The organism is Geothrix fermentans DSM 14018 (assembly GCF_000428885.1).
Lineage (GTDB): Bacteria > Acidobacteriota > Holophagae > Holophagales > Holophagaceae > Geothrix > Geothrix fermentans.
This window is the reverse complement of the sequence record NZ_KE386810.1, coordinates 341,637-359,817: the sequence shown is the minus strand read 5'-3', so window position 1 is coordinate 359,817 and position 18,181 is coordinate 341,637. Positions and strand designations below refer to the sequence as shown.

The window sequence follows — 18,181 nt, the reverse complement described above, 5'->3', positions numbered from 1 at the left end:
CCCTCCGCGCTCTCCGTGCGCCCGAAGGGCGGTCTCTGCGCCCTCTGCGTTCCGCTTTTCTGGCTGAGGCTCGCCGATAATCAGGTAACAGGATTCAAAAGCACGAAGCAGGTTCCGTTTCCTCTTGTCTCTGATCCTGTTAATCCAGCATTTCATCCTGTTAATCCTGTCTCCGACTTTTCTTCGGATCAGCCGAGACGCTAGTCTGAAAGGTGTATCCGGATGAGGTGGGGCCATGGCCAGCGAATGTTCCTTCGATGTGGTGTGCAAGGTGGACTTGGACGAGGTGAAGAACGCCGTGGCCCAGGCCATGAAGGAGATCGGCCAGCGCTACGACTTCAAGGGCTCGGTGTCCAAGATCGAGCTCAAGGACGACAAGGTGCTGGTGCTCACCAGCGATGACGAGGTGAAGCTCAAGGCCGTCATCGACGTGCTCCAGACCAAGCTCCACAAGCGGGGGGTGAGCATCCGCAGCATGACCTACGGCAAGATCGAGCCCGCCGCCAAGGGCACGGTCCGGCAGGAGGTCACCATCCAGCAGGGCATCCCCGTGGAAAAGGCCAAGGGGCTCATCAAGGCCCTCAAGGATGCCAAGATCAAGGCCCAGGCCAGCATCCAGGGCGACCAGCTGCGCGTGAGCGGCAAGAGCCGGGACGACCTGCAGGAAGTCATCGCCCTGTTCAAGAAGGACGATCAGGGGCTGGACCTGCAGTTCACCAACTACCGGGGCTGACCTTGAGCCGACTCGACCTCTCCCGCTATTTCCTCCCCATCGCCCCGAAGCTGGCGGGCGTGGAGGCGGAACTCCAGCGCATCCTCCAGAGCGACGTGGAAGTGGTCCAGAAGCTGGCCGACCATGTCCGCGGGGGGCAGGGGAAGCGCCTGAGACCGGCCCTGGTGGCGCTCTCCTCCCGGTTCTGCGGCGTCCAGAACGAGGATGACGTGCGGTTCGGCGCCGTCTTCGAGCTGGTCCACACGGCCACCCTGGTTCACGACGACGTCATCGACCATGCCCAGCTCCGCCGGAGCATGCCCACCCTCAACCGGCTCTGGGGCAACACCCTCACTGTGCTCTTCGGGGACGTCCTCTACCTGGTGGCCATGAGCGAGGCCATCGCCGGGCGCAGCTGGCGGATGATGGAGATCTTCGCGGAGGTCACCACCCGCATGATCGAGGGCGAGCTCATCCAGAACGATGTGCTCTTTAAGCTCGACACCAGCCGCAAGGACTACTTCGACATCCAGGAGCGGAAGACGGCCCTCCTGTTCAGCGGCTGCACCGAGACGGGCGCCGTCCTCACGGCCCGGAGCCAGGAGGAGTGCGTGGCCATGCGCCAGTACGGCCTGGAAGTGGGGCGCGCCTTCCAGCTGGTGGACGACCTCCTGGACTACACCGCCACCAGCGAGCAGCTGGGCAAGCCGGCCTTCAGCGACCTGCGGGAGGGCAAGCTCACCCTGCCCATGCTCACACTGCTGGAGAAGGCCCCGGACGAGACGCGCCGGCTGATCCGCACCATCTGGGACCGGGGCGAGGAAGTGCCCATTCCCGCCGATGAGGAGACTGCGCTCCGGGCCCTGATTGCCCGGCACGACGCCCTCGCCGAGACCCGGGAGCTGGCCCTTCAGGCCTCGAAGAACGCCGTGGCCCAGCTCGCCATCGTGCCGGGCGACGCCGCCACCGGGGAGCTGCTCCGGGAGATTCCGGAGGCCCTCCTGTCCCGGAGCAAGTGAGGGTAGGGCGGTTCAGAGCCGGGCCATGAGCTCCCGGAACCGGGGATGGGCCCGGATGGAATCCAGGTCACCATCGTGGGCGAACCAGTCCTTCTGGGAGAGCCCGCCGTCCACCGCCCGCTCCAGGCAGGCCAGGCTCTCTTCGGGATCGTCGGCCAGGGCGTGGATGCAGCCCAGGTTGTAGAGCAGCATGGAATCGTCCGGATCCAGGCCCCGGGCCATGCGGGCCCAGGCCAGGCCCTTGTCCCGCTCCCCCAGGGCCACGAGGGCATTGGCCCCCAGGTAGCGGGCCCGCGGGTCGCCCGGAACCCGTTCCAGGTGGGCCTCCACCAGGGCCAGACCGGACCTCCGGGCCCGCTCCGCCTCGTCCTCCAGGCCCAGGCTGTGGTAGACCTGCGCCACGAGGAGGATGGACTGGAAGTCCTCTGGGCGGAGGGCCGCGGCCCACTCGAAGTATTCGATGGCCCGCTCCGGCTTTCCTGCGGCGAAGCAGTGCCTGGCGTAGAAGTAGGCCGCCTCATAGAGGTTGGGATCCAGGCGGAGGGCCGTCTCGAAGGCCGCCTCGGCCTCGTCGCCCTGGCCGGCCGCCGACAGGGCGGCGCCCCGCGAGGCGTGGGCTTCGGCCAGGTAGGGGTCTAGTTCCAGGGCGCGGGAGCTGGCCGCTTCCGCCAGTTCTCGCTGGGGTTCCGTGCGATCGATGTAGATGTAGCTGTAGGCCGCGCAGTTGGCCAGGCCCGCCCAGGCGGAGGGGAACCGCGGATCCAGGGCCAGGGCGCGGCGGTACATCTGCGTGGCCAGGGCCATGCCCTGGCGGTTGAACCGGAAGTAGTGGTGCCGTCCCAGGAGGTAGTGCTCGTAGGCCTCGAGATCCACGGCGTACCTGGGGCGGAGGGTGGCGCGCACGTGCAGGGTGGAGGCCACGTTCCGGATGATGTCGTCGAGGGTGGTGAAGAGGTCCTGCCGGTCGAAGGCATAGGCCTTCGACCAGGTCACGCGCCCGGTCTTCACGTCCACCAGGTCCGCCTTCAGCATCAGGAGCCGGTCATCCTTCCGGAGGGATCCGGCCAGGATGGCGGTGGCATGCAGGTGGCGCCCCGCCGCCTGGGGCGAGAGGGCCGGGCCCCCGTACCGGAACGAGGTCGTCCTGGAGACGATCTGCAGCCCGTCCAGGTGGTTGAGGGCCTGGAGTACCTCGTCGGCGATCCCTTCGCAGAGGGGGGCATCGCCGCCATCCGCCCGCTGGTCCTGGAAGGGCAGGACGGCCACGACGGCCTGCTCCCGCCGGGCCTTGGGGCGGGCAGGAGCCCCTCCCGGGGCTGTGCGGGAAGAGCGAGGGGACTTGCCCAGCTGCAGGGTCATGTTCCACCTCAAGGGCATCCCGGTCTCAGGACCTGCTGGTGGTTGGACACACGGACCCTGATCCGGGCGCGGTACCCAGCATGGGGTGGGCTCCCCTCCGCGCAAGGGCCGGGTCAGGCCTCGACTTCCCCGAGCCGCAGGTCGAAGGGGATCCCGGCCCGCTTGCAGGCGGAGATGAAGCTCTCCTTGTCCGGGCACTTGAGGTAGGCCTCCATGGGCTCCACCTTCTTGTCCTTGATGAGCTCCACCAAGGCGTCGTTCATGAGGCGCTGGCCGTAGCTGCGACCCGTCTGCATGGAGCTGGGGATCTGGAAGTTCTTGCCTTCCCGGATGAGGTTGGCGATGGCCGGGCTGATGAAGAGGGTCTCCAGGGCGGCGATGCGGCCGCCCCCGATCTTCTTCAGCAGGGTCTGGCTGATGACGCACTTGAGGGCGTCCGCGAGCATGACCCGGATCTGCTGCTGCCGGTCCGCGGGGAACTGGTCCACGATCCGGTCGATGGTGCCGATGGCGCTGCTGGTGTGGAGGGTGCCGAAGACGAGGTGCCCCGTGATGGCGGTCTCCAGGGCAATGGCGATGGTCTCCAGGTCGCGCATCTCGCCCACGAGGATGATGTCGGGGTCCTCGCGGAGGGCGGCGCGGAGGCCGTTCTTGAAGCTCTCCGTGTGGGTGCCCACCTCGCGCTGGTTCACGAGGCAGCCCTTGCGGGGATGCACGAACTCGATGGGGTCCTCGATGGTGAGGATGTGGTCGTGGCGCTTCTGGTTGGCCAGGTCGAGGATGGCCGCCAGGGTGGTGGACTTGCCGCTGCCGGTGGGACCCGTCACCAGCACGAGGCCCTTGGAGAGGTCGCAGAGGCGCCGGACGGGATCGGGCAGGCCCAGCTTGTCCGGGTCGGGAATCTGGTTGGGAATGACGCGGCAGACCAGGCCGGGCCCCACGCGATCCATGAAGTAGTTCACGCGCAAGCGGCAGCCGCCGGCCTCGTAGGCATAGGCGAAATCGGCATCATGCCGCTCCTGGAAGTGGTGCCAGGCCGCCGGTGTGGCCAGGCCCTCCATCATCTCCAGCATGGTGGCAGGCTCCAGGCGGCCGAACCCTTCCAGCTCCTTCATGTCGCCGTGGACGCGGACCAGGGGGGGTTCCATGGAGGTGCAATGGAGGTCCGAGCCCTGCTGGGCCAGGAGGGCCGAGAACAGCCGCTCCGCCAGGGGGTGGGTGTGGCCGGCCGCGGGCCGGATGGTGGGGGACGGTGGGGCGATGGCCGGGGTGGCGGCCGGGGCTTCCGCCGGCGGCTGGGGCCGCGCGGTGTCCTGCCATTCGGCGATGAGCCGGGAGCCGCTCGCGTCCCGGCTCAGGCGGAGCATGAAGACCTGGCCCTCCAGCTGGTGCTCGAAGTCGGCCTTCCCATCCGTCTGCCAGGCGGACTTCAGGTGCGGCGGAACCACTTCCCCCGCCAGCACATCGACCATCACCGCCGGGAGGGGGTTGGGCAGGATGTCCACCGCGCCGCCCTCCCGCAGCTCCAGGCTGGGCTTCCGGTCCGCCTGCAGGTGGAGCCTGATCCCCCCCCGGGCGATGACATGGGAAAGCAGCCGGTCGATCTGGGGCATGACGGACTCCTGGAGTCCTCAAAGGATGCCACGAGTCACAGCCTTCAGGGTTCGGCGGCGCCGGCCTGGGCGGTAGACTGGAGGGCGACCTTTTCGGGAGTGAGCATGAACATCCACGAATACCAAGCCAAAGAGCTGCTGCGGCAGTACAAGGTGGCCACCCCCGACGGGAAGGTCGCCCAGGACGCCGAAGAGGCCCGCATGATCACCAAGGAGTTCGGCGGAGCCAGCGTCGTCAAGGCACAGATCCACGCCGGCGGCCGCGGGAAGGGCGGCGGCGTGAAGTTCGCGACGGATCCCGACAAGGCCGCCGAGCTGTTCAAGGCCATGATCGGCATGCAGCTGGTCACGAAGCAGACCGGCGCCGAGGGCCGCAAGGTCCGCACGGTGTTCATCTCCAAGCCCATCGACATCGCGCGCGAGCTCTACCTGAGCTTCCTGGTGGACCGCGTCACCAGCCGTGTCACGATCCTGGCCTCCACCGAAGGCGGCGTGGAGATCGAGGAGGTTGCCGAGAAGACCCCCGAGAAGATCGTCAAGGTCGCCGTGGATCCGGCCCTGGGCCTGAGCGGCTTCCAGGCCCGGCAGGTGGCCTTCGCGCTCGGCCTTGAGGGTGATGCCTTCAAGAAGGGCGTGGTCTTCCTCCAGAACCTCTACAGGCTCTTCGTGGACAAGGACTGCTCCATGGTGGAGATCAACCCGCTGGTGGTGACCAAGCAGGGGGATGTCACGGCCCTGGACGCCAAGATCGGCTTCGATGACAACGGCCTCGTCCGCCACCCGGACGTGCTCGCCTACCGCGACCTCAACGAGGAAGCGGAAGAGGAAGTGGAGGCCAGCAAGTACAACCTCAACTTCATCAAGCTGGACGGCAGCATCGGCTGCATGGTGAATGGCGCCGGCCTGGCCATGGCCACCATGGACATCATCAAGTACTGCGGCAGCTCGCCCGCGAACTTCCTCGACGTGGGCGGCAGCGCCACCGAGGACGCGGTGAAGAACGCCTTCCGCATCATCCTCCAGGACAAGGCCGTGAAGGCCGTGCTGGTGAACATCTTCGGCGGCATCATGCGCTGCGACATCGTGGCCTCCGGCATCGTGAACGCGGCCAAGGAGATCGGCATCAAGGTGCCCGTGGTCGTCCGCTTGGAAGGCACCAATGTCGAGGAGGGCAAGCAGATCCTCGCCGCCAGCGGCCTGAACCTCATCGTCGGGTCCGACCTGAAGGATGCCGCCGAGAAGGTGGTCGCGGCCGTCAAATGATGCTGTCCGGGGGGACCGCCTGCTCGCTTTGCTCGCGATGTCCCCCCGGGCCCCCGGATGAGTGCGCGGGGAACCCGCACCCTCATCCCATCCCCGGAAACCGATTCGCATTCAGAGAGGTATGACATGGCAGTTCTCGTGGGCAACCACACCAAACTCATCGTCCAGGGCATCACGGGCCGCGAGGGCCTCTTCCACGCCAAGGGCTGCCGCGACTACGGCACGAACGTGGTCGGCGGCGTGACCCCCGGCAAGGGCGGCACGGAGATCGAGGGCTTCCCCGTCTTCAACACCGTCAGGGATGCCGTGGCCAAGACCGGCGCCAACGCCACCATGATCTTCGTGCCCCCCGTGGCCGCGGCGGACGCCATCCTCGAGGCCCTGGACGCGGGCATCGAGCTGGTGGTCTGCATCACCGAGGGCATCCCCGTCCTGGACATGGTCAAGGTCAAGCGGGTGCTCCCCAACTACCCCAAGAGCCGCCTCATCGGCCCCAACTGCCCCGGCATCATCAGCCCTGGCCTGGCCAAGATCGGCATCATGCCCGGCCGCATCCACAAGCAGGGGAATGTCGGCGTGGTCAGCCGCTCCGGCACCCTCACCTATGAGGCCGTGGGCCAGCTCACCGCCCTGGGCATCGGCCAGAGCACCTGCATCGGCATCGGCGGCGATCCGGTCAGCGGCACCAGCCACATCGATGCGCTGGAGATGTTCAACAACGACCCCGACACCCACGCCGTCATCATGATCGGCGAGATTGGCGGCAGCGCCGAGGAAGATGCCGCCGCCTGGGTGAAGGCCAACATGAAGAAGCCCGTGGTGGCCTTCATCGCCGGCCAGACGGCCCCTCCGGGGCGCCGCATGGGCCACGCGGGCGCCATCATCTCCGGAGGCAAGGGTACCGCCGCCGAGAAGATGAAGGCCCTCACCGCCGCGGGCATCACCGTCGTGCAGAGCCCCGCCGACATGGGCAAGGCCCTGGCTGAGCGGCTGAAGTAGGGCAAAGGGAAAAGCTTCACCACCAAGACACCAAGGCACCAAGAAAAGCAGTTCTTGGTGCCTTGGTGTCTTGGTGGTTATTTTTTTAATATGTTGATTTCAAGGGAAATGGTTCTGGACCAGGACATCGGCCTCAACGCCACGCTCTTCGGCGGCGACATGATGTCCCGCATGGACAAGGTGGCGGGGATCACCGCCTCGCTCATGTCCAGGAACCGCCGCTTCCTCACGCTCAAGGTGTCGGAGCTGGTGTTCCACAGCCCGGTGCGGGCGGGGGAGATCATCGAGTTCTATGCCGCCATCGCCCGGCGCGGGCGGACCAGCATGTCGCTCCAGGTCGAGGTGCAGGTCTACCAGCCGGTGACCGATGCCCGGCGGGCCGTCACCAGCGGTGAGTTCGTCATGGTGGCCGTGAGCGAGGAGCAGCGGCCCGAGCCGATCCTGTGGAAGCCCGAGGCCGTCCAGGCTGCCGCCGAAGCCCACCTCCGCCGCCAGGGCGGCTGAACCCGCGGCCAATCCCATCAGGAAGGCGCCGGTGAATTTCCGGTGTCCTTTTTGATGGAACCTCCCCGCGTCCGTGATGTACTTGAGCCATGACGGATCTGATCAAGGCCCACCTGGATCACCGCCGCGTCTGGCGGGATTTCGACTACTGCTACCCCGTGATCTCGCGCCGGAGCCGGGGGGTGAGCCTGGGCGTGAACCTGAACCCCGACAAGGTCTGCAACTTCGATTGCGTCTACTGCGAGGTGGATCGCCAGACCCCGCCGAAGCGACGGGATCTGGATCTGGACCTCCTGGAGAAGGAGCTGGGCCTCCTGCTGGACCTGGCCACCAGCGGCGAGATCTACGAGTTCCCCCCCTTCGGCTCCGCGCGGCCCGAGCAGCGGCGCCTCAATGACATCGCCTTCAGCGGCGACGGAGAGCCCACCACCGCCCGCGAGTTCCCCGAAGTCGTGGCGAGGGTCGCCCGCCTCAAGAAGCAGCGCGGTCTGGATCTGGTGAAGCTCGTGCTCATCACCGATTCCAGCCGTCTCCAGGCCCCAGAGGTCGTGAAGGGGCTGGAGATCCTCATGGCGAATCAGGGGGAAGTCTGGGCCAAGCTGGATGCGGGCACCGAATCCTACTACCGCGAGATCTGCCGCAGCCAGGTGCCCTTCCAGCGGATCCTCGACAACCTGCTGACTACGGCCCGCCGCTGGCCCATCCTCATCCAGACCCTCTTCCTGAGCTGGAAGGGGCGGGGGCCCTCCGCCGATGAGGTGGAGGCCTACTGCGGCCGCCTGGAGGCCCTCCAGACCCAGGGCGGCCGCCTCCAGGCCCTCCAGCTCTACACGGTGGCGAGGCCCACGCCGGAGCCGGAGGCGCGACCCCTTTCCCGCGCGGAGATGGATGCCCTGGCGGCCCAGGTGGGCGCCCGCCTCCCGGGCCTGCCCGTGGAGGTCTACTACGGGCCGGAGGACTGGGCCTGATGGGCCGGGGAACCTGGATCGCCGCCGCGGCCCTGGCGGCGGGGCTGGGGGTCTCGCTGGCCTGCCGCTCCCGCACGGCGCCGCCGCCTCCCCCGCCACCGCGCCTGCGCCTGGTGGCCGTGGGGGACATCCTCATGCACCAGGACGTGAAGGCCTCCGCGGAACACGCCGGCCAGGGCTTTCCCGCCCTGTGGGCGGACCTGGTGCCCCTGTTCCGGGGCGCGGACCTGGCCTTCGGCAACCTGGAGACGCCGGTGGCGCCCACCACCGGCAGGCCGGGCGTGCCCTTCCAGTTCAACGCCCCGGCGATCCTGCCTTCGGCCTTGCGGGCCAGCGGCTTCACAGTGCTGTCCACGGCCAACAACCATGCCTTCGACCAGGGTCCCAAGGGCGTGCGGGAGACCCTGGACCGCCTCCGTGCGGAGCGGCTCGTGGCCGTGGGCAGCGGCGAGGACCGCCCCCGGGCGGAGGCGCTGCAGGTTCTGGAGCGGCAGGGCCTGAAGGTGGCCTTCCTCGGCTTCACCGACATCTTCAACGTGGACCTCAACCGCAGGGCCGACGCGCCATGGGTGCGGCCGATGGATCTGGAGCCGGCCCAGGCGGCGGTCCGGGAGGCCCGTTCCCGGGCCGACCTGGTGGTGGTGAGCGTCCACTGGGGCAACGAGTACCAGCGCCAGCCCACGAAACGGCAGCGGGACATCGCGAAGCGGCTGGTGGAGGCGGGCTGCGACCTGGTGCTGGGCCACCATCCCCATGTCCTCCAGCCTGCGGAGATCCTGGAGACGGGGGGCCGGAAGGCACTGGTGGCCTACTCCCTGGGCAACTTCATCAGCAACCAGGACCGCATGTACCGGGCCGACCTGTTCCCGGTGGCGGGCGGGGACAGCCGCGACGGGGCCGCGCTCCAGGCGGTGTTCGAGCTACGCCAGGACCCGGATGGGCGGATGCGGGTGGCCCTGGCGGAGGCCTCCTTCGAGCCCCTCTGGACGGAGAACAACTGGGGAGCGCCCGCCGCCAAGCGGGAGATCCGCGTCATCCGCGTGGCCGCCGCCGAGGCCCGGGTGCGGGCCGAGGTGGAGGCCCTGTCGGTTCCCCGAGAAGGTCCAGAAACCCAGGCCCGGCGGGCGGCCCTGCTGGAGAAGCAGGAGTACCTGCGGACCCTCATCCTCCGCCGGAGGCGCATCGCGGAAACCCTGGGCGAAGCCTTCGTACGCTAGGAGCTAGGTCAGGCCCAGCTCCGCCCGGTGTTCGTGCAGCACCGCAATGATGCGGGCGAGGTGCTCGTCCTCGGTGCCGCCCACGGCCTCCATGAGCATGCGGAATCCCTCGGCGACCTCGTGCCGGTCCACGCCTGCCGCGAAGGCCTTGTCCTTGAGCTTCTTCTTCACGCTCTTGGGCTCCAGCCCCTCGGTGCGGGTGGGACGCACCAGGGCACAGGCCATGACGAAGCCCGTGATCTCGTCTGAGGCCAGCAGGGCCTTGTCCAGCAGGTGGTCGTAGGGCACGTTCCAGCGGGTGTAGTGGGCGCTGATGGCGTGGGCCAGGTCCGCCTCCCCGCGCTCCCGCAGCCAGGCCACGATGCGGTTCGGATGCTCGCCGGGCCAGGTGTCGTAGTCCGCGTCATGGAGCAGGCCCGCCAGGCCGAAGCGCCCCGCGTCCTCCCCCAGCCGCGCGCCGAGGTCGCGCATGACCAGCTCCACGGCCCGCGCGTGGATCCGCAGCTTCTCCGAAGGCGTCCACTGGCAGAGCAGGGTCCAGGCTTCCTCGCGGTCGAGCATCGGGGTCCTCAGGGAATGAAGAGGGTGGGGCGGGGCGGTCCGGGCTCGGGATCGCCGGAGTAGCGCACGGCTTCCAGGAAGAGGCCGGAGGCGGGGGCGGCCTTGGCGGCCCAGTAGAGGTTGGCGGCGTCCGTGGGATTGCGGAGGTCCTCCAGCACCCGGCGGGGCTCCTCCTCACCCAGGGCGCAGGCCACGGCGGCGCCGACCATGCGCCGCACCTGGCGGCGGAAGAAGTGGTTGGCGCGGACCCGCAGCAGCACGAGGGAACCGGCCTCGGCGACTTCGCAGGCATGGATGCGGCTCAGGCCGTCCTCCTCGGCATCCAGGTCCGCGAAGGAGCCCAGGTCCTGGTCGCCCTGGAAGGCGGTCCAGGCCTTCCCCAGCTTGTCCAAGTCGAGGCTGCGCTTCACCCACCAGATCCAGGGCTTGCCGAAGGCGCTGCGCCGGCGGCTGATCTGGTAGAGGTAGGTGCGGTCCACGGCATCGAACCTCGCGTGGAAGCGCGGTGCGCAGGTGCGCACGTCCCGGATGGCGATGTCCTGGGGCAGGGAGGCGTCGAGGATGCGGCGGAGTTCTCCGGGCCGGGGCGCGCCCTGGGTCTCCAGGTGCAGGTGGGCCACCTGGCCCAGGGCATGCACGCCGGCATCCGTGCGGCCGGCGCCGCCCAGGTAGACCAGCCGCAGGCGGGCCTCGTGGAGGGCGTGTTCCAGGCTGCCCGCCACGGTGCGGACGCCCTCCCTGGACTGCTTCGCGCCCTGTTTCTGCCAGCCCTGGAAGCGGCTCCCGTCGTACTCCACCAGCAGGCGGTACGCGGTGTAGGGCACGGGTCTCGCGGCGGGCACCTTCAGGCTCCGGCGACGGACTTCACCGCCTCGATGAGGGCCGCAGGGTCGTGGATCGGCTTCGAGATGTAGCCCTCAGCGCCGGTCAGCTCCAGGTATTTCTCCCGGTCCCCGAACATGGCGTGGGCCGTGGCCAGCAGCACGGGAACCCCGCGGGTGGCCTCGCTCTGCTTGAGGAGCTTGGTGATGAAGATCCCATCCACTTTCTGGCCCTGGTAGCTCGACCGGGAGAGGCTGACGTCCATGATGATGGCCTTCAGGCCGGCCTCCCGCGTCAGGCGCAGGATCTCATCCACGTCCTCGGACACCAGGACCTCGTACCCGCCTTTCTTCGCCAGCACGGTCTGGATGAACTTCACGTTGATGGGGTCGTCCTCCACCAGGAGAATCCGCTCTGCCATGGGTGCCTCGGTTGCTTCCAGCCTAGCGGCAATCAGTGGTAAGTGCCGTCTTTTTGCCGCTTTTCCAGGATCTCCAGCAGGTCGTCCGGCACCTTGAGGCCGCCCCGGCCGGTGCCGAGGCGCAGGCCCGGCTTGTTGGCGCCGTGATAGTCGCTGCCGCCGGTGACCACCATGCCGAGCCGCGCGGCCAGGGCCACGAAGTGCTTCTGCTCCGCGGCGCGGTACTCGCCGTAATAGCCTTCGAGCCCCTCCATGCCTTCGCGCTGGAGATCCTTCATGGCCTCGTCCCAGCGGAAGGAGCCGCCGGCGAAGCGGCCCGGATGGGCCACCACGGGGACGCCCCCGGCCTCGCGGATCCAGCGGGCCGCCTCGGTGGGGCTCAGCTCCTCCCGGGGCACGAAACCGGGGCAGTCGTCCCCGATGAGCCGCTCGAAGGCCTCCGGGGCCCGCTTGACGAAGCCCCGGGCCGCCAGGGCCTTGGCGAAGTGGACGCGGGAGATCAGGGGCGTCTCCGCCTGGGCCTGCACCTCCTCGTAGGTGATGGGGCAGCCCAGCTCCGCCAGACGGGCGATCATGCGGTGGTTCCGGTCATCCCGGCGCCGGCGCAGCTCGTCCAGGCGCGTCTGGAAGCGGGCATCGGCGGGGTCCACCAGGAGGCCCAGCACGTGCAGGGAGCGGCCCAGGAAGCGGCAGCTCAGCTCGGTGCCCACCAGCAGGCGCACCTTCACCTGCGGCTGCATGGCCAGGAAGGCCGGGATGCCGCCCAGGGTGTCGTGGTCCGTGAGGCAGAGGGCCGACAGCCCGGCCTCCTCTCCGAGCAGGGCCAGGCGCTCCGGCGTATCCGTGCCGTCCGAGTGGAGGGTATGGCAGTGGAGGTCGATCACTGGGCACCGGTGGGGGGTCTCATCCTGAGGCGCCTTCGGCCGGAGCCGGAGGCACCAGGGCGGGCCACGGGCCCTGGACTCGCGAGGCCGCTACTGGACGAAGTTCGAGGCGCTCTGGGCGTCGTCGGCGGGCTCCTCCATGGCCAGACGGCGGAACAGCTTCACGTCGGCCAGGGAGAGGATGCTCATGTAGGAGAAGCCGCTGAAGAACAGCCAGAGGAAGGGCACCGAGGCCCACTTGCGGATGTAGATGGCCACGAAGAGGGCGACGAAGTAGTAGACGGCGAAGGCCAGCTCGAGGAAGGTGGTCAGGCTCTTGGGCACCTTGTAGGCCCGCTTGGTGACGGTGTTGCCGTGGGCGTCCACGCCGTACTTGGGCGTGCGCTTGAACTCTTTGTCGTCGGTGAAGAAGCCTTCCAGCACGGCCTTGGCCTGGTTCAGGGCGAGGCCGATGCCCAGGCCCATGAGGCCGGGAATGTACTTCAGGCGCTTCTGCCAGCCGGTGTTGTCCGTCAGCTCCTTCTGGGAGAGCCCGAAGTAGAGGCCCACGCTCACCGCGTTCAGCAGGAAGAAGGGGCCGTCCGTGAGCAGCAGGACAGGCACAGGTGTGCCGGCCCGGAAGACCATGGCGGGCACCATGATCACGGAGAGCACCACCATCAGCATGTAGTTGCAGTTGGCCGTCAGGTGGAACCAGCACTCCAGCTTGGTGTGCAGGCTCTCGTTGGACTTCCAGATGGTCTTCATCAGCTTGCGGATGACCTGGGCATTGCCCTTGGCCCAGCGGTGCTGCTGGCTCTTGAAGGCATTGACCTCCACGGGCAGCTCGGCGGGGACCACCAGGTCCTTGAGGTAGACGCCCTTCCAGCCCTTGAGCTGGGCGCGGTAGGACAGGTCGGCGTCCTCGGTGATGGTGTCGTGCTCCCAGCCGCCGGCGTCGGCGATGGCGGAGACGCGCCACATGCCGGCCGTGCCGCTGAAGTTGAAGAAGGCGTGGGAGCGGTGGCGGGCCGTGTGCTCGAAGACGAAGTGGCCGTCGAGCAGGATGGCCTGCACCTGGGTCAGCAAGGAGAACTCGCGGTTCAGGTGGGCCCAGCAGCCCTGCACGAAGGCCACCTTTTCATCGGCGAAGTGGGGCACGGCCTTGCGGAGGAAGTCCTCGGTGGGGAGAAAGTCGGCGTCGAACATGGCCACCAGCTCGCCCTTGGCCACCTTCAGGCCCTCGGCCAGCGCGCCGGCCTTGAAGCCCGTGCGGTCCGTCCGGTGCAGGTAGTGGATGTCGAAGCCCAGGGCCTTGTAGCGGTCCACGACCGCGCTGGCCACCTTCACCGTCTCGTCCGTGGAGTCGTCCAGCACCTGGATCTCGAGCTTCTCCTTGGGCCAGTCCATCTTCACGACGTGGTCCATGAGGCGCTCGATGACGTTCATCTCGTTGAACACCGCCAGCTGCACCGTGACCACCGGCAGGTAGTTCGCGTCGCCCACGGGCTGCGGCACGTCCTTCTTGTGGCGGTAGTAGAGCAGGAGCATCCAGAGGCGGTGGGCCCCGTAGACACTCAGGATGGTGAGCAGCGTGAAGTAGGTGCCGAGCACGATGGTCTTGACGACTTCCATCACGGAATAAACCTCCCATGGCCCGGGTCAGCGGGCCTGCCGTTATTGTGCCACGGGGGATCGGAAAAACCACGAAAAACATGACAATCTACCACTTCATCTCCGATGCGTCCGGTAGGATGGCTGGCATGGCTGACCTCGACAACCTGAACCTCCCCAGGACCATCGGACGCTACCAGGTCCTACGCCTCCTGGGCTCCGGAGCCATGGGCAGCGTGGTGCTGGCCGAGGATCCCCGCATCAAGCGCAAGGTGGCCATCAAGCTCATGAAGCTGGATGCGGTGAAGACCGAGGCGGACCGGCACGAGCACCTGATGCGCTTCCAGCGCGAGGCTGAGGTCTCCGGCCTGCTGAACCATCCGGGCATCGTCGCCATCTACGATGTGGGCGAGGAGGAGGGCTACGGCCCCTTCCTGGCCATGGAGTACGTGCCGGGCCGGCCCCTGGACGGGCTCATGAAGGAGGGCGCCGCGCTGTCCACCAAGGAGAAGCTGCGCATCGCCGCAGGGCTGGCCGAGGCCCTGGACCACGCCCACGCCAAGGGCATCGTCCACCGGGACGTGAAGCCCGGGAACGCCATGGTGGGCGAGGACGGCCGCACCAAGCTCATGGACTTCGGCATCGCCAAGCGGGAGGACGCCAGCCTCACCCAGACCGGCATCTTCCTGGGCACGCCCAGCTACGCCAGCCCCGAGCAGATCCGCGAGGGCAAGGTGGACAGCCGCTCGGACATCTTCAGCTTCGGCGTGCTGGTCTTCGAGCTGATGAGCGGCCAGTCGCCGTTCCCGGGCACCTCCATCAACACCATCCTCTACCGCATCGTCAACGAGCCGCCCATCGAGATCCAGCCGCCGGTGCTCGGGATCCTGCCCGAGGGCTGGCGGCGGGTCTTCGACAAGACCCTCTCGAAGCGGCCCGAGGAGCGCCACGCCACCTGCGCGGCCTTCGTGCGCGAGCTTCTGGACGCGGTGGTGGACCTCGGCAAGGATGACCGCCGCGAGCTGCTGGGCCTTCTCAAGGTGAGCGGCGACGCCCCCATCCCAGAGATCCGCTCCACCTCCTTCGACGAGACCATGGTGGTGGCCCGTCCCGAATCCCGCGACTCCGGCCGGATCTGGATCGCCGCCTTGGCGCTGGCCGTCCTGGCAGGCGGCGGCTGGTTCCTGTTCCGCGGCCCGAAGGCGGCCCGCCTCCAGATTGATTCCCTGCCCGCTGGCGCCAAGGTCTTCGTGAACAATCTGGCCGTGGGCACCACACCCATGAACCAGCCTCTCCAGGCCGGCGACAATCTGCGGCTCGAGCTCAATGGATTCCGGCCCCTGGCCTACGCCTTCAAACCCGGGGAAGCCCCGCCGGCCTTCACCCTGGAGCCCATCATCAGCGAAGAGCGCATCACCTCCGTGCCTCCGGGCGCCACCGTGGTGCTGGACGAGAAGCCCCTGGAAGGGGAGACGCCCCTCACGGTTCGCTGGAACCAGGGCCAGCCCCACCGCCTGACCCTCACGAAGGAGCGCCTGGCCTACGCCTCCGATTTCGCCCCCGGCGAGGTTCCCGGCGGCCGCACCTTCGAGCTGAAGGAGGCCGCCGCCGCGGCCGCCCGTCCCGAGCCGGCCCTGGATCCCAACGCCCCCGGCGTCCTCAAGCTGGCGGGAGCTTTCGGCGTGCGCGTGAAGGTGGACGGCCAGGACAAGGGCGACCTCGCCCCCGGCGCCACCCTGCCGCTGCCCCCCGGCACCCACAAGGTGGAGCTGGCCAGCCCCCGCCACTACTACCGCGAAAGCCGCAGCCTCAGCGTGGCCGCCGGCCAGACCCAACCCCTCAACCTGCCTCCCCTCGCCACCCTCACCGTCGAGACCTTCCCCGGCACCGGCAAGGTCCTCGTGGACGGCCAGGACGCCGGCATCGAAAGCGACGGCAGCAGCCTCAAGCTCCCCCACGGCCGCCACACCATCACCGTCCGAGGCCCCAAAGGCATCAAGAGCGAGACCGTGGAGGTGAGGGGGGATAAGGGGTTGAGGTTTCCGCTGTAGACGAGCGACTCCAGGGGGCTTGGTTATAGTCTCCCCGATGTTTCCGTGGCCCCATCAGGGTTGCCGCAGCAAATCGACCATTCGGCCCCCAGAATCGACCGTTCGGCGGTTTCTGCTGCGGGGAGGGTGGAGGGCGTGTTTCATGGGGGGCTCGGGAAGGAGTCCACCCATGGCCATCGTTTCGAGCGATCTCCAGCCTGTTTCGGGACCGGGGCATCTGGCCGTCTGTGCGCCATGGACGCGCCCGAAGCGCATGGTCTGGCAGGTCCCGTCATCCGGGAGGGAAGGGGCCCGGCGGGCGCTCCGGTTGGACCGGCTGCAGGGGTTCTCAAGGGTCGAGGCGTTCGAGGAGCACCTCGCGGCCGCGCTGAACAGCGGGGTCTGGGTGTTCTTTGACGGGACGGAGCCCCTGCTGCTGGCCGGGCGCGCGCCCACCGGAAGCCTGGGCGGCCTGCGGATCGTGATCGGACCAGATGTGCGGGGTGTCGCCCGGTTCCATGTCCTGGGGCCAGGCGTCGACGCATCCTTCGCCCTCGCCGACGGGGCCTTCCTGGCCGGCGAGTCGGACCGCCGGCGCACCGACCTCATCCGCTACTGGTACCGGCACGCCCAGCCGCACCTCATCCGTGTCTGGAACGCCAGCCGGTCCCTCCACCACCAGGACGACCCCATCGGCGCGGCCTAGGCTGCCTCGGTTCCTTTTCCCGTCCCCCAACGAATACGACCGCCTTGCGGCGGCCGTATTCGTTGGGGAGGAAGGATTCCCTCCACGTCACCCTGCGGGTGACGCTCCGGCCGCAGGGCTGGCTGAGCACGGACCTCCGGCTGCGCCGGACCGCCGGGATCAGCCCCCCGGGCTGCTCCCGGCTGGCCCTGCCTGCGCGCCATCCCTGACTTCGAATCCTTCATGCGCTCCTCAACGATACGACCGCCTTGCGGCGGCCGTATTCGTTGGGGAGGAAGGATTCGAACCCTCGGTACGCAGGATCAAAACCTGCTGCCTTACCACTTGGCTACTCCCCAGGCGGAAAGGCAAGCATAGCGCGGGTCTGCGTCCTGCCCAAGCCCCGGGGCCGAAGTCCCGGGTTCCGGGCCGGGATCAGGGGTTGGTCTTCGGAGTGAACCCGAACTCCTCGACGCTCAGCAGGTCGGGCCGCACCTGGGCGCTCTCCCCGCGCTCGATGCGGCTGAGGGCGCGGTGGCCGGTGGCGGTCTCATAGGCCAGAAGCACCTTCTCCTCGATCAGCTCGCGCAGGGCGTTGTTCAGGGGATAGGCGATGTCCTTGAAGCTGCCGTCCCGCTTGCGGCGGCTGGGCATGGCGACGAAGTAGCCGTCCTCGCCCTCCACCACCCGCAGGTCGCCCACCAGGAAGCAGTCGTCGATGACCAGCGCAGCGAAGGCCCGCAGCTTGTCGTCGCCCTCCACCTTGGTGATGCGGATGTCGGTGATGTTGAGCATGGCTGTCCTCAGTCTTCGGTCTTCAGTCCTCAGGCTTCAGGCCTTGAGGACGAGGCTGGCTTCCAGATTAGCGGATCTCGACCCAGCCCCACTGGCGGCCGGCGGTCTCGCCCCGGCGGTAGGAGTAGAGCAGGTCGGGACGGCACACGGTGCAGAGCGCCACACTGCCGTCTTTGGCGGCGTCCAGGCCGAGATCCAGAGCCTGGGCGCGGAGGAAGCCGTGAAGATCCAGGTGGGCCTTTCCGGAGGGGCCCTCGCTTCGCAGGCTCTCCTGCCAGGCGGGGTCCTTCCGGGCGGCTCCGATGACCTCTTCGCCCACTTCGAAATGGCAGGCCAGGATGGCGGGCCCGAGGGCCCAGGCCAGGTCCGCGGGATGGCCCCCCAGGGCGTGGAAGCGGGCCACGCCGCGGCGCAGGATGCCGCCTCCGGGTTCCGGATCCCCATGGCCCGTGGCCCCGCGCCAGCCCGCATGCAGGGCGGCCACCCAGGGCGTTCCGTCAGCCAGGGGACCCGCGAGCAGGATGGGCACGCAGTCGGCCACGCGCACGCCGATGCGGAGGTCGGGCCGGGTGGTCCACTGTCCGTCGCCTTCAACCACCGCCTCGGAGGCCTCCACGATGCCGCAGCGGTGCACCTGGTCCAGGCGCCGGGCGGGCAGGGCTTCCGGTGGGTCGAGACGGGTGGAGAAGCCCCAGCTCAGAGGGAAGGGGGGCTCGACGGTCGGAACCAGCAAGGC

General features: G+C 68.4%; 19 protein-coding genes and 1 tRNA gene. 10 read left to right on the top strand and 10 right to left on the bottom strand.

What is annotated here, in order from left to right; translation table 11 throughout:
• The 3 genes from G398_RS21200 to G398_RS18250 all read left to right on the top strand — a co-directional run.
• Positions 1 to 204 (top strand): hypothetical protein (locus G398_RS21200; RefSeq protein WP_211229086.1); only part of this gene is annotated, 204 nt, incomplete at its 5' end.
• Between the two features lie 31 nt (positions 205 to 235).
• Positions 236 to 733 carry a YajQ family cyclic di-GMP-binding protein gene (locus G398_RS0112185; protein WP_026853783.1) on the top strand — a complete coding sequence of 166 codons (498 nt, stop codon included), beginning with the start codon at positions 236 to 238 and terminating at the stop codon, positions 731 to 733.
• Between the two features lie 2 nt (positions 734 to 735).
• Positions 736 to 1,731 (top strand): polyprenyl synthetase family protein, encoded by a 996-nt coding sequence (locus tag G398_RS18250; RefSeq protein ID WP_052571906.1) that lies wholly within the window; start codon positions 736 to 738, stop codon positions 1,729 to 1,731.
• 12 nt (positions 1,732 to 1,743) lie between these two features.
• Here G398_RS18250 and G398_RS22030 read toward each other — a convergent pair whose 3' ends face one another.
• The gene (locus G398_RS22030; RefSeq protein ID WP_026853782.1) at positions 1,744 to 3,090 is read right to left on the bottom strand and encodes a TPR end-of-group domain-containing protein; all 1,347 of its coding nucleotides are present in this window, start codon (positions 3,088 to 3,090) and stop codon (positions 1,744 to 1,746) included.
• A 113-nt stretch (positions 3,091 to 3,203) separates the two neighbouring features.
• Entirely contained in the window at positions 3,204 to 4,703 is a 1,500-nt protein-coding gene (locus G398_RS18245; protein ID WP_211229085.1) for a type IV pilus twitching motility protein PilT, read from the bottom strand.
• 105 nt (positions 4,704 to 4,808) lie between these two features.
• Between G398_RS18245 and sucC the strand changes: the two genes are divergently transcribed.
• The 5 genes from sucC to G398_RS22025 all read left to right on the top strand — a co-directional run bounded on the left by sucC (position 4,809) and on the right by G398_RS22025 (position 9,654).
• Positions 4,809 to 5,966: an ADP-forming succinate--CoA ligase subunit beta gene (gene sucC / locus G398_RS0112165; RefSeq protein WP_026853781.1), complete on the top strand. Its 1,158-nt coding sequence runs from the start codon at positions 4,809 to 4,811 to the stop codon at positions 5,964 to 5,966.
• A gap of 126 nt (positions 5,967 to 6,092) precedes the next feature.
• Positions 6,093 to 6,965: a succinate--CoA ligase subunit alpha gene (gene sucD / locus G398_RS0112160; RefSeq protein WP_026853780.1), complete on the top strand. Its 873-nt coding sequence runs from the start codon at positions 6,093 to 6,095 to the stop codon at positions 6,963 to 6,965.
• A 108-nt stretch (positions 6,966 to 7,073) separates the two neighbouring features.
• Positions 7,074 to 7,469, top strand: coding sequence for an acyl-CoA thioesterase (locus tag G398_RS18240; RefSeq protein WP_052571905.1), 396 nt, complete (start codon positions 7,074 to 7,076; stop codon positions 7,467 to 7,469).
• An 89-nt stretch (positions 7,470 to 7,558) separates the two neighbouring features.
• Positions 7,559 to 8,437, top strand: coding sequence for a radical SAM protein (locus G398_RS0112150; protein WP_026853779.1), 879 nt, complete (start codon positions 7,559 to 7,561; stop codon positions 8,435 to 8,437).
• The gene (locus G398_RS22025; protein WP_052571904.1) at positions 8,437 to 9,654 is read left to right on the top strand and encodes a CapA family protein; all 1,218 of its coding nucleotides are present in this window, start codon (positions 8,437 to 8,439) and stop codon (positions 9,652 to 9,654) included. Before G398_RS0112150 ends, G398_RS22025 begins: the two co-directional genes overlap by 1 nt.
• A gap of 3 nt (positions 9,655 to 9,657) precedes the next feature.
• Here G398_RS22025 and G398_RS0112140 read toward each other — a convergent pair whose 3' ends face one another.
• The 5 genes from G398_RS0112140 to G398_RS0112120 form a co-directional block, all read right to left on the bottom strand.
• The gene (locus G398_RS0112140; protein WP_026853778.1) at positions 9,658 to 10,215 is read right to left on the bottom strand and encodes an HD domain-containing protein; all 558 of its coding nucleotides are present in this window, start codon (positions 10,213 to 10,215) and stop codon (positions 9,658 to 9,660) included.
• An 8-nt stretch (positions 10,216 to 10,223) separates the two neighbouring features.
• Complete coding sequence (locus G398_RS18230; protein WP_084512577.1) at positions 10,224 to 11,057, bottom strand: tRNA pseudouridine synthase A; 834 nt, start codon at positions 11,055 to 11,057, stop codon at positions 10,224 to 10,226.
• Between the two features lie 2 nt (positions 11,058 to 11,059).
• Entirely contained in the window at positions 11,060 to 11,458 is a 399-nt protein-coding gene (locus G398_RS0112130; RefSeq protein ID WP_026853777.1) for a response regulator, read from the bottom strand.
• A gap of 32 nt (positions 11,459 to 11,490) precedes the next feature.
• Positions 11,491 to 12,342 (bottom strand): PHP domain-containing protein, encoded by an 852-nt coding sequence (locus G398_RS18225; protein WP_043484909.1) that lies wholly within the window; start codon positions 12,340 to 12,342, stop codon positions 11,491 to 11,493.
• Positions 12,343 to 12,432: 90 nt separating this feature from the next.
• On the bottom strand, positions 12,433 to 13,956 hold the full coding sequence (locus tag G398_RS0112120) for a cellulose synthase family protein (protein WP_026853776.1): 1,524 nt from the start codon (positions 13,954 to 13,956) through the stop codon (positions 12,433 to 12,435).
• A 128-nt stretch (positions 13,957 to 14,084) separates the two neighbouring features.
• Here G398_RS0112120 and G398_RS19835 point away from each other — a divergent pair, with 128 nt between their 5' ends.
• Together G398_RS19835 and G398_RS0112110 are read left to right on the top strand one after the other, a co-directional pair.
• Complete coding sequence (locus tag G398_RS19835; protein WP_052571902.1) at positions 14,085 to 15,986, top strand: serine/threonine-protein kinase; 1,902 nt, start codon at positions 14,085 to 14,087, stop codon at positions 15,984 to 15,986.
• A 169-nt stretch (positions 15,987 to 16,155) separates the two neighbouring features.
• Entirely contained in the window at positions 16,156 to 16,671 is a 516-nt protein-coding gene (locus tag G398_RS0112110; RefSeq protein WP_026853775.1) for a hypothetical protein, read from the top strand.
• 266 nt (positions 16,672 to 16,937) lie between these two features.
• Here G398_RS0112110 and G398_RS0112100 read toward each other — a convergent pair.
• The 3 genes from G398_RS0112100 to G398_RS18210 form a co-directional block, all read right to left on the bottom strand.
• Positions 16,938 to 17,009, bottom strand: a tRNA-Gln gene (locus G398_RS0112100).
• Positions 17,010 to 17,085: 76 nt separating this feature from the next.
• Positions 17,086 to 17,445: a SpoVG family protein gene (locus G398_RS18215; RefSeq protein WP_084512572.1), complete on the bottom strand. Its 360-nt coding sequence runs from the start codon at positions 17,443 to 17,445 to the stop codon at positions 17,086 to 17,088.
• Between the two features lie 67 nt (positions 17,446 to 17,512).
• Positions 17,513 to 18,178 (bottom strand): purine nucleoside phosphorylase YfiH/LACC1 family protein, encoded by a 666-nt coding sequence (locus G398_RS18210; protein WP_052571901.1) that lies wholly within the window; start codon positions 18,176 to 18,178, stop codon positions 17,513 to 17,515.
• Positions 18,179 to 18,181 lie beyond the last annotated feature (3 nt).

Excerpts from the sequence above, each read along its gene's own strand:
- G398_RS0112185 (WP_026853783.1), top strand. The coding sequence starts at position 236 with ATGGCCAGCGAATGTTCCTTCGATGTGGTGTGCAAGGTGGACTTGGAC.
- G398_RS22030 (WP_026853782.1), bottom strand. The coding sequence starts at position 3,090 with ATGACCCTGCAGCTGGGCAAGTCCCCTCGCTCTTCCCGCACAGCCCCG.
- G398_RS18245 (WP_211229085.1), bottom strand. The coding sequence starts at position 4,703 with ATGCCCCAGATCGACCGGCTGCTTTCCCATGTCATCGCCCGGGGGGGG.
- sucC (WP_026853781.1), top strand. The coding sequence starts at position 4,809 with ATGAACATCCACGAATACCAAGCCAAAGAGCTGCTGCGGCAGTACAAG.
- sucD (WP_026853780.1), top strand. The coding sequence starts at position 6,093 with ATGGCAGTTCTCGTGGGCAACCACACCAAACTCATCGTCCAGGGCATC.
- G398_RS18240 (WP_052571905.1), top strand. The coding sequence starts at position 7,074 with ATGGTTCTGGACCAGGACATCGGCCTCAACGCCACGCTCTTCGGCGGC.
- G398_RS0112150 (WP_026853779.1), top strand. The coding sequence starts at position 7,559 with ATGACGGATCTGATCAAGGCCCACCTGGATCACCGCCGCGTCTGGCGG.
- G398_RS22025 (WP_052571904.1), top strand. The coding sequence starts at position 8,437 with ATGGGCCGGGGAACCTGGATCGCCGCCGCGGCCCTGGCGGCGGGGCTG.
- G398_RS0112140 (WP_026853778.1), bottom strand. The coding sequence starts at position 10,215 with ATGCTCGACCGCGAGGAAGCCTGGACCCTGCTCTGCCAGTGGACGCCT.
- G398_RS0112130 (WP_026853777.1), bottom strand. The coding sequence starts at position 11,458 with ATGGCAGAGCGGATTCTCCTGGTGGAGGACGACCCCATCAACGTGAAG.
- G398_RS0112120 (WP_026853776.1), bottom strand. The coding sequence starts at position 13,956 with ATGGAAGTCGTCAAGACCATCGTGCTCGGCACCTACTTCACGCTGCTC.
- G398_RS19835 (WP_052571902.1), top strand. The coding sequence starts at position 14,085 with ATGGCTGACCTCGACAACCTGAACCTCCCCAGGACCATCGGACGCTAC.
- G398_RS0112110 (WP_026853775.1), top strand. The coding sequence starts at position 16,156 with ATGGCCATCGTTTCGAGCGATCTCCAGCCTGTTTCGGGACCGGGGCAT.
- G398_RS18215 (WP_084512572.1), bottom strand. The coding sequence starts at position 17,445 with ATGCTCAACATCACCGACATCCGCATCACCAAGGTGGAGGGCGACGAC.